The 13,539-nt window shown below is 71.7% G+C and carries 10 protein-coding genes; 3 read left to right on the top strand and 7 right to left on the bottom strand.

The annotated features are described in order from the left end of the window. The first annotated feature begins 157 nt into the window (after positions 1 to 157). Entirely contained in the window at positions 158 to 1,378 is a 1,221-nt protein-coding gene (locus V1633_RS22665) for an amino acid deaminase/aldolase (protein WP_331216403.1), read from the top strand. Positions 1,379 to 1,394: 16 nt separating this feature from the next. Here the strand turns inward: V1633_RS22665 and V1633_RS22660 are convergent, their stop codons facing one another. Beyond that, entirely contained in the window at positions 1,395 to 2,039 is a 645-nt protein-coding gene (locus V1633_RS22660) for a TetR/AcrR family transcriptional regulator (RefSeq protein ID WP_331216402.1), read from the bottom strand. Between the two features lie 197 nt (positions 2,040 to 2,236). Between V1633_RS22660 and V1633_RS22655 the strand changes: the two genes are divergently transcribed. Then, entirely contained in the window at positions 2,237 to 3,562 is a 1,326-nt protein-coding gene (locus V1633_RS22655) for a D-arabinono-1,4-lactone oxidase (protein WP_331216401.1), read from the top strand. Positions 3,563 to 3,638: 76 nt separating this feature from the next. After that, positions 3,639 to 4,565: a GNAT family N-acetyltransferase gene (locus V1633_RS22650; RefSeq protein ID WP_331216400.1), complete on the top strand. Its 927-nt coding sequence runs from the start codon at positions 3,639 to 3,641 to the stop codon at positions 4,563 to 4,565. Between the two features lie 253 nt (positions 4,566 to 4,818). On the opposite strand, the gene topA is transcribed toward V1633_RS22650, so the two are convergent. The 6 genes from topA to V1633_RS22620 form a co-directional block, all read right to left on the bottom strand. Continuing rightward, the gene (gene topA, locus V1633_RS22645; protein ID WP_331216529.1) at positions 4,819 to 7,689 is read right to left on the bottom strand and encodes a type I DNA topoisomerase; all 2,871 of its coding nucleotides are present in this window, start codon (positions 7,687 to 7,689) and stop codon (positions 4,819 to 4,821) included. A gap of 414 nt (positions 7,690 to 8,103) precedes the next feature. Next, complete coding sequence (locus V1633_RS22640; RefSeq protein ID WP_331216399.1) at positions 8,104 to 8,865, bottom strand: hypothetical protein; 762 nt, start codon at positions 8,863 to 8,865, stop codon at positions 8,104 to 8,106. Further along, positions 8,856 to 9,398, bottom strand: coding sequence for a hypothetical protein (locus V1633_RS22635; RefSeq protein ID WP_331216398.1), 543 nt, complete (start codon positions 9,396 to 9,398; stop codon positions 8,856 to 8,858). The genes V1633_RS22640 and V1633_RS22635 overlap by 10 nt, the downstream gene beginning before the upstream one ends. 324 nt (positions 9,399 to 9,722) lie before the next feature. Further along, on the bottom strand, positions 9,723 to 12,107 hold the full coding sequence (locus V1633_RS22630; protein ID WP_331216397.1) for a sodium-translocating pyrophosphatase: 2,385 nt from the start codon (positions 12,105 to 12,107) through the stop codon (positions 9,723 to 9,725). Positions 12,108 to 12,696: 589 nt separating this feature from the next. Beyond that, positions 12,697 to 13,134 carry an ATP-binding protein gene (locus V1633_RS22625; RefSeq protein ID WP_331216396.1) on the bottom strand — a complete coding sequence of 146 codons (438 nt, stop codon included), beginning with the start codon at positions 13,132 to 13,134 and terminating at the stop codon, positions 12,697 to 12,699. 16 nt (positions 13,135 to 13,150) lie between these two features. Beyond that, a complete protein-coding gene (locus V1633_RS22620; RefSeq protein WP_331216395.1) occupies positions 13,151 to 13,504 on the bottom strand; it encodes an STAS domain-containing protein in 354 nt (117 codons plus the stop codon). Positions 13,505 to 13,539: the final 35 nt, after the last annotated feature.

The raw sequence follows: 13,539 nt of genomic DNA, 5'->3' as shown, positions 1-13,539 counted from the left end.
GCTGGGCTCCCCCGCAGCACACTCTAATCCCGGCGCGCGGCGGCGCTGACCCCGACATTCCCCGGAGCCGTCGCCCCGGGCGGACTCAGGGACCTCCCGAAGTCCCGAAATACGCGAGACAGTTTCGCATTTCGGTCAAGGGGGCTAGCGTGCTCGAATGGCCACCGAACGCGACACGCTGCGCCAGCGCCTGGACCGGGCGACCGCGCACCTCGAACCGCCCTTCGCCGTGGTCGATCTCACCGCCTTCGACGCCAACGCCGCCGCCCTCACCGGTCGGGCCGCCGGGAAGCCGATCCGGATCGCCAGCAAGTCGCTGCGCTGCCGTCCGCTGCTCGACCGGGCACTCGGCCGACCCGGCTGGCAGGGCGTGATGGCGTACACGCTCGGCGAGGCGATCTGGCTGGTCCGCAGCGGCGTGACCGCCGACGCGCTGGTCGGATACCCCACCGCCGACCGGGCGGCCCTCGCCCAACTCGCCGACGACGCGGAACTCGCCGCCGCGATCTGCCTCATGGTGGACAGCACCGAGCAGCTCGACCTGATCGACGCGGTCGCCACGCCGGGCCGGCGGGCCGAACTACGGATCTGCCTCGAACTGGACGCCTCCTGGCGCCCGCTCCCCGGCGACCTCGGCGCCCGGGTGCACGTCGGCACCCGCCGGTCACCGGTGCACTCGGCCGCCGACGCCGGCACGCTCGCCGCCGCCATCGCCGACCGGCCAGGCTTCCGCCTGGTCGGCGTGATGTCGTACGAGGCGCACATCGCCGGGCTCGGCGACGCCCCACCCGGGCAGGCGTTACGCGGGGCGACGATCCGGCTGCTCCAGCGTCGGTCGTACCGGGAACTGCTGAACCGACGGGCGGCAGCGGTGGCCGCCGTACGTCAGCACGCCGATCTCGAGTTCGTGAACGCCGGCGGCACCGGCAGCATCGCGTTGACCACGGCCGATCCGGCGGTGACCGAACTCACCGCCGGATCGGGCCTGTACGGGCCGACACTGTTCGACGCCTACCGCGCCTGGCGACCCACCCCGGCCGCCTTCTTCGCGCTCTCCGTGGTCCGCCGCCCCGGCCACAAGGTGGCGACCCTGCTCGGCGGCGGTTGGATCGCCTCCGGAGCCGCCGACCGCAGCCGGCTGCCCGTGCCGTGGCTGCCGTCCGGGTTGCGGTTGACCGGCACCGAGGGTGCCGGCGAGGTGCAGACCCCGGTGACCGGGACCAGCGCGGATGGGCTGCGGGTCGGTGACCGGGTCTGGTTCCGGCACGCCAAGGCCGGCGAGTTGGCCGAGCGGGTCGGGGAACTCCACCTGGTCGAGGGGGACCAGGTGGTGGGCAGCGCGCCGACGTACCGCGGCGAGAGCCGGACCTTCCTCTGACTCTCGCCGGCCGAGGTCAGCCGGCCGACGGCGCCGCGTCGACGTGCCGGTGCAGGTACTCCCGGATCAGGGCGGTCGCCTCGGCCAGTACCCGCTCGTCGCCGTCCGAGGCACGGCGGAACGCCAGCTTGATCAGCGCGTCGGCGGCCTCCACCGCGATCTCCAGCGCGAAGCGCAGCCGGGGCGCGTCGGTGGTACCGAACTGCTCGACCAGCACCCGGGCCAACTGTTCCGCGATGACGCCGTTGTTGTCGCGGTCCTCGTCCAGCAGATGGACGTCGACCACGTCGCCGAAGTGCAGGGTACGGAACCCGGGCACCTCGCGGTGCATGGTGATGTATTCGTCGATCGCGGCGTCGACACCGTCCCACCAGTGGGTCAGGTCGCCCCGGGAGAACCGGTCGGCCAACCGCTCCAGGTACGCCTCCATGTTACGCAGGGTCAGCGCCTGCACGATCGCTCGCTTGTCCGGGAAGAACTGGTAGACCGACCCGATGGCCACTCCGGCCCGCTCGGCGAGCAGGGTGGTGGTCAGCCCTTCGTAGCCGACCTCGTCGACTATCTCGGCGCAGGCGTCGAGCATGCGCTGGACCCGAGCGACGCTACGGCCCTGCACCGGTACGCGGCGCAGTGGACCGGATGTGGCGGTTGACGTTGACACTCGTCGCCACTCCCTTTCGACGGGATGAAGGTTGCTAGGCGTCGCGGTTTTCGAAACGCTACCGGGACTAACGAGCCAGGCGAAATGTGGTATTTACTCGCCGTGACGATCCTGATTTACTCACTCTCACTCACGGCATGATGCGAGAGTAATTCATATTCGTCCATGGCATCGGCTGCCATGACCGGGGAGGTCAGATGCGCGGGCGTACCACCCCCTCCGGCACTACTCCGGCCGTCTGGGCCAACTGGGCGGGCAACCAGCGCACCAGCGGCGAGGCGCGGCGACCGTCGACCGTGGACGAGGTCGTCGACACGGTCCGGGCCGCCCGGACGGCCGCCCGCCGACTCAAACCGGTCGGCAGCGGACACTCCTTCACCGACATCGCCCGCGCCGACGACCAGTGGCTCGACCTCGCCGCCCTGACCGGCCGGATCCACGTCGACACCGAGCGGCGACTCGTCACGGTCCCCGCCGGGATGGCCCTGCACACCCTCAACGACCTGCTCGCCGAACACGGGCTCGCACTGGCCAACCTCGGCGACATCGACGTCCAGACGGTGGCGGGGGCGATCTCCACCGGCACCCACGGGACCGGCGCCGGCTACGGCTGCCTGAGTACCTTCGTCACCGGGCTGACCCTGGTCACCGGCACCGGCGAGCTGCTGACCTGCTCCGAGGAGGTGGAACCCGAAATCTTCGCCGCCGCGCGGGTCGGACTCGGCGCCCTCGGGGTCATCGTCGAGGTCACCCTCCGCTGCGTCGACGCCTTCGTGCTCCGGGCCGAGGAACGTCCGGCCCCGCTCGCCGCGACCCTCGCCGACCTGCCCGCCCTGATCGCCGGGAACGACCACTTCGAGTTCTACTGGTTTCCGTACACCGACCGGGTCCAGGTGAAGATCAACAATCGGGTGCCGACCGACGACCGGCCGTTGCCCCGCTTCCGGGGCTGGCTGGACGACGAGTTCCTCGCCAACTCGGTCTTCGCCGGCGCCTGCCGGCTCGGCCGGGCCGCACCCGCCCTGGTCCCGACCATCCACGCGGTCTCCGCCCGGGCACTCACCGCCCGCACCTACACCGCCCGCTCCGACCGGGTCTTCTGCACCCCCCGCCGGGTCCGCTTCGAGGAGATGGAGTACGCCCTGCCCCGGGCCGCCCTCCCCGAGGCGCTGGCCGGACTGCGCCGCGTCGTCGACAACCTCCCGACCCGGGTGCTCTTCCCGGTCGAGGTCCGGTTCACCGCCCCGGACGACATCTGGCTCTCCCACGGCTACGGACGCGAGTCGGCGTACATCGCCGTCCATCAGTACGTCGGAGTGCCCGCCGAGCCGTACTTCCGGGCCTTCGAGCAGGTGGCGACGGCACTGGGCGGTCGACCGCACTGGGGCAAACTGCACTACCGGGACGCGGAGTCGCTCGCTCCGGCGTACCCCCGGTTCGCCGACTTCCTGGCGGTCCGGGACCGGCTCGACCCGGACCGGGTCTTCGCCAACTCCTACACCGAGCGGGTCCTCGGCCGCTGACCCCGGGCCCACGCCGGCCACAACGGACCGGTTAACCGATCGCGCGTCGGGCGCGCCGGACATACGCTGCCGAACCGTGCCCCCTGGTTCCCTGCGGATGCGCCCCTACACCGACGCCGACCTCCCCCACCTCCAGGCCACCGTCGCGACCTGGATCGCCGAGGCGGGGTCCTGCGGATACGACCACATCGGCGAACTGCCGCACCGCATCTACGAGAACCTGCGCGGCCACCACCCGGTCGGTGACCTCGTGCACGTCTGGGAACTGGCCGACACGACCGTCGGCCTCGCGATCAACCTGCGGTTCGGCGCGGCCTTCGACGTGTTCACCGCGCCCGCCCTGCGCGGCGGCCCCACCGAACACGAGATGCTCCGGGTCGCCTACGAGACGACCGCCCGACACCTCGCCGACGCCGAGGAGTACGTCCTCACCGACGTCTTCGACCGGGACGTCACCCGGATCCGACTCCTCACCGAACTCGGCTTCACCCAGTTCCGCACCTGGGACGACGTCACCGAACGCGACCTCGGCGACCCGCTCCCCGAGCCGACGACGCCGGACGGGTTCGTGCTCCGCTCAGCCCGGCTCACCGACGCCGACCAGCTCGCCGAGGCCCGCAACCGCGCCTTCGACACCGACTGGACCGGTGAGCTGTACCGGTCGGCGGTGATGACCAAGCCCGGCTACGACCCGGCACGGGAGATCGTGGTCGAGGCGCCGGACGGCCGGATCGCCGCCTTCACCGTCTACTGGCTCGACGAACGCAACCGGCGCGGCCACTTCGAGCCGGTCGGCACCCACCCCGACTTCCAGCGACGGGGACTGGCCCGGGCGGCGATGCTGGCGGCGATGCGCCGGATGCGGACGGCCGGCATGACCACGGTCAGCGTCCACTACAACGCAGACAATCTGCCGGCGCACCGCCTGTACGCCTCGATCGGCTTCCAGAAGCGCTACCAGACGTACGGCTTCCGCCGCCCCCGGCCCACGGCCCACAACTGACCCCGCCGCGTCCAGGGTCAGCATCTGGATTCAGCCACGGCGCCGGAACCTGCCGCACCCCACCGCGCCCAGGTCAGCGGTCGGGGGGGGGCCCCCCCCCCCCGGGCCCCCCCCCCACCCGGGGCCCCCCCCCGGGGGGGGGGCCCCCGCCCCCCCCCGGGGGGGGGGCGCCCCCCCCCCCCCCCGCCACCCCGCACGGCCCAAGCCCCCGCACGGCCCCAAAGCCCGAACGGACGCACCCGAGCCGCAAGCGTCAGGCTGAACCGTCCGCCGACCCCGTCCCCGCGGCCGCCTTCCTCGGCGCCGCCTTCTTCGCCGGAGCCTTCGCGGCCGTCTTCTTCGCCGCGGTCGTCGTCTTCTTCGCCGCGGTCTTCTTCGCGGCCGTCGTCTTCTTGGCGGCCGTCTTCTTGGCGGCCGTGCCCGCCTCGGCGCCGGCCTTCTTCGCGGCCGCCTTCTTGGTCGCCTTCTTGCGCGGCGCCGGCCCCTTGGCCCGCTTCTCGGCCAGCATCTCCGACGCCTCCTCCAGGGTCAGCGCCTCCGGAGTCTGGCCGCGCCGCAGTGACGCGTTGGTCTCGCCGTCGGTGACGTACGGGCCGAACCGGCCGTCCTTGATCACCAGCGGTTTCTCGGTCAGCGGGTCCGCGCCCATCTCCCGCAGCGGCGGGGCGGCGGCCCGGCGCTGCCGGGTCTTCGGTGCCGCCAGCAGGGCCAGCGCCTGGTCGAGGGTGACCGTGAAGAGTTGGTCCTCGGACTCCAACGACCGGAAGTCGTCGCCACGCTTGACGTACGGGCCGTAGCGGCCGTTGTTGGCGATGATCTCGGCGCCCTCCGGGTCGGCACCGACCACCCGGGGCAGGGAGAGCAGCTTCAACGCCTCCGCCATGGTCAGCGACTCCGGCGACTGGGTCCGGAGCAGCGACGAGGTCCGCTCGCCACTGGAGACGTACGGGCCGTAGCGGCCGGACTTGAGCACGATCGGCTCGCCGGTCTCCGGGTGCTCGCCGAGTTTGCGTTCCCCACCGCCGCCGAGGAAGAGCTCGTGCACCTTCTCCGGGGTCAGTTCGTCCGGGGCGACCCCGTCCGGGATGGTGGCCCGTTCGCCGTGCGCGCCGCCGTCCTCACCCTCGGCCTGCTGGGCCGGCTCGGCGCCGGGCAGATGCCGCTCCAGGTACGGCCCGTACCGGCCGACCCGGGCCACGACCTCGCGCCCCTCCTCGTCGGTGAAGAGCGGGATCGAGTTGACGCTGCGCGCGTCGATCTCGCTGAGGTTCTCGGTGACCATCTTCTTCAGACCGCCGGCCCGGGCGATCGACTGGTCACCGGCGCCGTCGCCGCTGCCGAAGTAGAACGCGGTGAGGAAGTCGATCGCGGCGTGGTCACCGCCGGCGATCTCGTCCAGCTCGTTCTCCATCGCCGCGGTGAAGTTGTAGTCGACCAGCCTCGGATAGTGCCGTTCCAGCAGCCCGACCACGGCGAAGGCGAGGAAGGACGGGACCAGCGCCTGTCCGCGCTTGGAGACGTACCCCCGGTCCTGGATGGTCTGCATGATCGACGCGTACGTCGACGGCCGGCCGATGCCGAGTTCCTCCAGCGCCTTGACCAGCGACGCCTCCGTGTAGCGGGACGGCGGCTGGGTGTGGTGCTCCTGGGCGGCGAGTTCGTCGGCGGTCAGCGGCTGGTCCTTGACCAGGTTCGGCAGCCGCCGCTCGGCGTCCTCGGCCTCGGCGTTCTCGTCGTCGGAGGACTCCACGTACGCCCGCAGGAAGCCCGGCTCGGTGATGGTCTTGCCGGTGGCGCCGAAGTCGGCCTCCTCCCCGGCGCTGGAGACCGCCCGGATCCGGACCGAGACGCTGGAACCGACCGCGTCGGTCATCTGGGAGGCGATGGTCCGCCGCCAGATCAGCTCGTAGAGCTTGAACTCCTCGGCGGAGAGCTCGTTCGCCACCTCGCCCGGGGTGCGGAAGTTGTCGCCGGCCGGCCGGATCGCCTCGTGCGCCTCCTGGGCGTTCTTGACCTTGCCGGTGTAGCGGCGGGGCTCCGGCGGCACGTTGCGCTCGCCGTACAGTTCGGCGATCTGGCGACGGGCGGCGGCGATCGCCGTCTCGGAGAGGTTCACCGAGTCGGTACGCATATAGGTGATGTAGCCGTTCTCGTACAGGCGCTGCGCGGTACGCATCGTCTGCTGCGACGAGAAGCGGAGCTTGCGGGCCGCCTCCTGCTGGAGCGTGGAGGTGATGAACGGCGCGTACGGCCGGCGCCGGTACGGCTTCTCGTCGACCCGGGTGACGGTGAACGGCCGCCCGTCGAGCCGGGCGGCCAGTCCCCGCGCGCCGTCCGCGTCGAGGTGCATGACCCCGGCTTCGGGTCGTACCCGGCCGGTGGTCGGCTCGAAGTCGCGACCGGCGGCGATCCGGTCCCCGTTCAACGCGATCAGGGTGGCGCCGAAGGTACGCGGCCCGTCGCCGGCGTCGCGTACCGCCAGCGTGGCGAGGATGTCCCAGTACTCGGCGGTGCGGAACGCCATCCGCTGCCGCTCGCGTTCGACGACGATCCGGGTCGCCACCGACTGGACCCGGCCGGCGGAGAGGCCGGAACGGACCTTGCGCCACAGCACCGGGGAAACCTCGTAGCCGTAGAGCCGGTCCAGGATCCGCCGGGCCTCCTGGGCGTCGACCAGGTCGCGGTCGATCTCCCGGGGGTTCGCCACCGCCGCCTGGATGGCCTGCCGGGTGATCTCGTGGAAGACCATCCGCTTGACCGGCACCCGGGGCTTGAGCGTCTCGACCAGGTGCCAGGCGATCGCCTCGCCCTCGCGGTCCTCGTCGGTCGCGAGGAAGACCTCGTCGACCTCCTTGGCCAGTTTGGTCAGCTTGGTGATCTGCTGCTTGCGGTCGGGCGAGACGACGTAGAGCGCGGCGAAGCCGTTGTCGACGTCGACACCCAGTCGCGCCCAGGACTCGCCCTTGTACTTCGCCGGCACGTCGTCGGCGTTGCGCGGCAGGTCACGGACGTGACCCAGGCTCGCCTCGACGACGTACCCCGGGCCGAGATAGCCCGAGATCGTCTTGGCCTTCGCCGGTGACTCGACGATGACCAGACGGGTACTCCTGGCGTTGCTCGGCACTTCGTCCCCTGCCCTCACTCACGATCTCCGCGCCGCAGACCGCCCTGTCCGCGCTTCGCCTCCGGCGCCGGATCCACCCGCCGGTGGCCAGACGTCCAACGTAACGCGCTCCCCGACTCCAGGGTTGCGCGGGCGCCGAACTGCCCCGCTACGCTGCGGTGACGTCGGGTGCGACAACGCCGGGTGCCCGGTCATGCCGGACGGCGACACCGTACACCCACGGTTGATCCCCGCGTGGCCAACCGGATGGATCCAGCCCGAGACACCACGCTCACGGCAGGCGGAAGCGAACAAATCCGACATCCCTTGTCCGGGATACGACAGCCGTCGATCCACCCTACGTCGACTCCGCCGACCGGTCGACCGGTATCGCCGGCCGGACCCACCCGGTCACCGGACGGCCCGCCGGACGCGTCAACCGGCCACGCCCGGCCACCGGTCCGGCGGTGCGGCCGGCGGGCGGTCACCGACCAGCTCCGCCAGCCGGGCCAGCCGGCGCCGCCCGGTGATCCGGTACGCCGGGCCGCCCGCCCCCGGATCGAGCAGCACCGCCGGCAGCCCGACCGCCGCCAGTGCGGCACCGACCGGCTCCCAACAGACCTCGTCGGCGGCACCGAGCCGGAGCCGGAACCCGACCTGGTCAGGATGGCCGGCCGCCGCCGCCCAGAGCCGCAGTCGTGGACCGGTCAGGAAGAAGCCCGGCGGTGGACGCTTCACCGTGCCGCGCAACCAGCTCGCGGCCAGCGGGGCGAGCCGGGTGGTGTAGGAGGTCCGCACCCCGTGCTGCTCCTCCACCCGACCGATCCAGCTGGCGTCCAGGCCACGCCGGGCCAGCTCCGCGACCAGCACGTGCACCCGCCAGGCCGCATCCACCACGATCGACACCCGCGCGGTACCGCCCATCCGGACCACCTCACCCGGGCCGGCCAGCAGACCGGCGAGGTCACCAGGCGAGGGCTCGGCCGCCTCGACGCCGAACAGGGAGAGCTGTCGGGCGGGTCGCTGATCCGGCGGCTCGCCGGCCGGACGCCCGTTGACCAGATGCCCGTCGACCGGATGCCCGTCAGCCGGATGCCCACCGGCCAGCTCCCCGTCAGCCGCACGCCCGTCAGCCGGACGCGGGTCCGGTTCACCAGCCGGCCGCTGGTCCGGATCGTCAGGCGGCGTCAGCGACACTCCGGGACCTCGTCGAAGGCCTGTTGCAACTCCACCGAGTCCAGTTCGGTGGTGTCCAGCGAACTGGCGTCGTACTCCTTGTTGAGCGTGTCGACCGCGGCCCGGACACCCTGGTAGAACTCGGCGGGCTGCCCGGTGTCGAGCTCGGCGATGGAGACACTGGCCTTGCCGTAGGCGTCCCGGACCGCGGTCAGCGACGTGAGGAACCCTCGGGAGACCGCCTCACCCTTGTCCGTGTCCGGTACGCCGGCCTCCGCCACCTTCTTCCGCGCGGTCTCGCTCGCCTTCTCCGCGCCGCGCAGCAGCCGGACGAGGTTCTCCTTCGCCTGCGCCGGGCTGGTCTTCGCGGTCATCTGCTGCTGGGTGCTCCGGGTCAGGGAGCCGATCTCGGACCGCCACGGCGCCAGTGCCTTGCAGACCGCCGCCGCCCAGACCTGTGGGGTCGGCCCGCCGCCGCAGGCCCCGACAAGAAGGGCGATCGTGCACAGGACCACCGTGAAGCGTCCGGCGGCTGCCGCGCGGGGCGTACGCATGCGTTGCAGCGTACGGCTTCCATCCGACTTCGTGCGGAGGCAGTTCGCCGGCCCCGCCGGCCGCCGTACTCCCGGTCCGCCGGCCGCGCTCCGGAGTACCCCCGAAGCCGGCCAAATCAGCACGGACCCGACCGCTGCCGTCTGCCACCGCCCGCAGGGCCGGGTCTACCGCCCGGGCCGAGCCCACTGCCCGACACGGGGCGGGCCGGGTCCACTGCGCCATCCGCCGGGGCCGGGTCCGCCGCCCGGACACGGAACGGACCTGGTCCGACACCCTCGGCGAGTGTCGGACCAGGTCCGGAGTTGCCGGGCGGAGCCCGTCGGTCAGGCCTCGACCGTCTGCGGTTCCTTCGCGGCGCTGCCACCCGCGGTCCCGTCCGAGTCCGATCCGGACTCCGAAACGGACACCGGCTTGCGCTTGCTGATCACCACCGCGACGACGATGACCAGGGCCGCGCCCACCGCGACCGCGATCCGCAGCGGGTCGTTCTGGCTGTCGCCCACACTCCACGCGACCACGGCCGGCGCGATGAGCAGCGAAACCAGGTTCATCACCTTGAGCAGCGGGTTGATCGCCGGGCCGGCGGTGTCCTTGAACGGGTCACCGACGGTGTCACCGATCACCGTGGCCGCGTGCGCGTCGGAGCCCTTGCCGCCGAACGCGCCGTCCTCGACCAGCTTCTTGGCGTTGTCCCAGGCACCACCGGAGTTGGCCAGGAAGACCGCCATCAGGGTGCCGGCGCCGATCGCACCCGCCAGGTACGCGGCCAGCGCGCCCGGGCCGAGCCCGAACCCGACCGCGATCGGCGCCATGATGGCGAGCAGACCGGGGGTGATCAGCTCCCGCTGTGCGTCCCGGGTGCAGATGTCCACGACCTTGCCGTACTCCGGCCGCTGGGTGCCGTCCATGATCCCGGGCAGTTCGCGGAACTGTCGGCGTACCTCCATCACCACGGCGCCGGCCGAGCGGGAGACCGCGTTGATGGCCAGACCGGAGAAGAGGAACACCACCGCCGCGCCGATGATCAGACCGACCAGGTTGCGCGGGTTGGCGACGTTGAGCAGCCCGTCGATGGAGAGCGTGGAACCCGCGTCCCGCAGCGCCGTGCCGAGCGTGTCGGTGTACGACCCGAACAGCGCGGTCGCGGCGAGCACCGCCGTCGCGATCGCGATGCCCTTGGTGATCGCCTTGGTGGTGTTACCGACCGCGTCCAGTTCGGTGAGGGTCCGCGCGCCCTGCTCGTCGATGTCGCCGGACATCTCGGCGATGCCCTGCGCGTTGTCGGAGATCGGGCCGAAGGTGTCCATCGCGACGATCACGCCGACCGTGGTGAGCAGGCCCGTACCGGCGAGCGCGACGGCGAACAGCGCGAGCGTCAGGGAACTGCCGCCGAGCAGGAACGCGCCGAACACGCCGGCACCGATCAGCAGCGCGGAGTAGACCGCCGACTCCAGGCCGACGCTGATCCCGGCGAGGACCACGGTGGCCGGGCCGGTCAGCGACGACTTGCCGATGTCCTGCACCGGTCGCCGGTTGGTCTCGGTGAAGTAGCCGGTCAGCGCCTGGATGGCGGCGGCCAGCACGATGCCGATCACCACCGCGCCGATCGCCACGACCTGCGGGTTCAGCGGCTCGGCCGCACCGGGCGCCAGGCCCAGCCGTTCCCGCCAGTCGGCGCCGAGCAGGTCGGCCCAGGTCGCCGGCAGGTAGAGGAAGGACATCACCGCGACCAGGATCGCCGAGACCACGGCCGAGGCGTAGAAGGCACGGTTGATCGCGCTCATCCCCGAACGGTCGCTGGCCCGCAGCCGGGTGATGAAGACGCCCAAAATGGCGATCAGCACGCCGATCGTCGAGACGATCAACGGGAAGACCAGGCCCTGCTCGCCGAAGGCGGCCCGACCGAGGATCAGCGCGGCGACCAGGGTCACGGCGTACGACTCGAAGAGGTCGGCCGCCATGCCGGCGCAGTCACCGACGTTGTCGCCCACGTTGTCGGCGATGGTCGCCGCGTTGCGTGGGTCGTCCTCGGGGATGCCCTGCTCGACCTTGCCGACCAGGTCGGCCCCGACGTCCGCGGCCTTGGTGAAGATGCCGCCGCCGACCCGCATGAACATCGCGAGCAGCGCGGCACCGAAGCCGAAGCCCTCCAGCACGGTCGGCGCGTCGCCCCGGTAGATGAGTACGACCGCCGCCGCGCCGATCAGGCCGAGGCCCACGGTGAGGAAGCCGACGACGCCACCGGTACGGAAGGCGATCTGCATCGCCGTCTCCCGGCCTCCCTGATGCTCGCGGGCAGCCGCCGCGACCCGCAGGTTCGCCCGGGTGGCCAGCGCCATGCCGGCGCCGCCGATGAACGCGCTGAACGCGGCACCGACCACGAAGAAGGCGGAACGGCCGATCTTCACCAGCGTCTCGTTGCCGTCGGTCTCGTGCACCGGCAGCAGGAAGAGCAGCACCACGGCGACGATCACGAATATGCCGAGGGTTCTGAACTGGCGGAGCAGATATGCCGAGGCGCCCTCCTGGACGGCACCGGCGATCTGCTGCATTTTGGCGGTGCCCCTGTCGGTCGACAGCACGGCCTTGGTCAGGGCACCGGCGAAGCCGAGCGCCACCAACGCGATCACGGCGGCGACGACGACGTACGACAGGTTTTCGCCTTCAAGGGACAGCCCGCCGTTGTCGGCGGCCCAGAGTACGGACATCTATGTCCTCCTGTACCGAACACTCGCGCCGGGCCGGCGGACGAACCGGCCCGACGTCTCCACGCGTGGAGCGACTTCGCACATACGCCGTCGGCCCTGGACGGTCGGAGCCGGGTGATGGCCTGTCCCCCACGGGCGGGACCAGCGCACATGCTGATAACCCCGGGTACTCTAGTCGCCTGCCGTGTTGGAGGTCACACAGAGGACCCACCCGGTTATGATGATCTTCATCGCTGTGTTAGCCGGAGAAGTCTGCTAGGGGCGCAGGGCACCCTCGATCGACTGTGGTCGACAAAGTTCGGATCGCGACCGGCACGGTTCGTCCGGCGACCGGCGGCCATCACCCCGGGGACGGGGCACGGCTCAGCCGGAAACGGGGCACGGCTCACCCGGAGACGGGGCAGGGCTCACCCGGAGACGGGGCACGGCTCACCGGGCGACGGGCGCGGCTCGTCGGGCGACCGGGCGGCTCAGGGATCAACCGGGCACGGTTTCGTCGGGGGGCCTCGGGGATCAGTGGGGGCCGCCGGCGACCGGCGGGTCTCGGGGGATCAGTCGGGCACGGTTCACCCGGCGACCGGGGTCCCGGTCAGCGACCGACGGGCCAGGCCATCCGGACCTCGGTGCCGATCCCCTCGTCCACCGGCCGGACCTGCAGGTCCTCGACAAAGCCGGCGAGCAGGGCGAAGCCCACGCCGACGGTCAGCGCCTCGTCGGTCAGCGACTCGTCGGCCAGTTCGTCCGGCGGCAACGCGGCGAGCCCGAGTCCGGCCTCGATCGGGGCACGGTCGATCACCCGGACCGTGTACGCCGGAGCGTCGGACATCTCCACCAGCACCAGGTCGTCCAGCCCGTACTGGCGGTGCAGGGCGACCGCCCGGGCACACGCCTCACCGATGGCCAGGCGTACCTCGTCGAGAAGTTCCTCCGCGACCCCGGCCCGGCGGGCCACCGCGACCCCCACCAGCCGGGCGGTGCGGACGTGCACCGGCGCCGGGGTGAACGACAGCTTGACTCTCGACATCACGCGGCGACCGTCGCCATCACGCACCGGAACCCGTGTCCGCGGCCAGCGCGGCGTCAACCGTGGGGTGTATCGGAAACACCTGGTCGAGAGCGGTGATCCGGAAGATCTTGAGGAGGGGTTCCTTGTCGCAGACCAGCCCGAAGCTGCCGCTGACGGTCCGCAGCCGCTTCAACGCGCCGACCAGCACGCCGAGGCCGGTCGAGTCAAGGAAATCCACCCGCCCCAGATCCACCACGACCCTGCGGGCCCCGCCGTCGATCAGCTCGACGAGACGTTCCCGCAGCCGGGGGGCGGTGTAGACGTCCACCTCGCCGCCGACATCCAACACCGTGTACTCACCGATGGTGCGGGTCGTCAGCGACAGTTCCATCAGTCCTCCTCTGACCACCAGGAACGCTCCTGGGC

The organism is Plantactinospora sonchi (assembly GCF_036422035.1).
Taxonomy (GTDB): Bacteria; Actinomycetota; Actinomycetes; order Mycobacteriales; family Micromonosporaceae; genus Plantactinospora; species Plantactinospora sonchi.
Note: the sequence above shows the minus strand (reverse complement) of the source record. Positions and strands in the feature narration are given on the sequence as shown.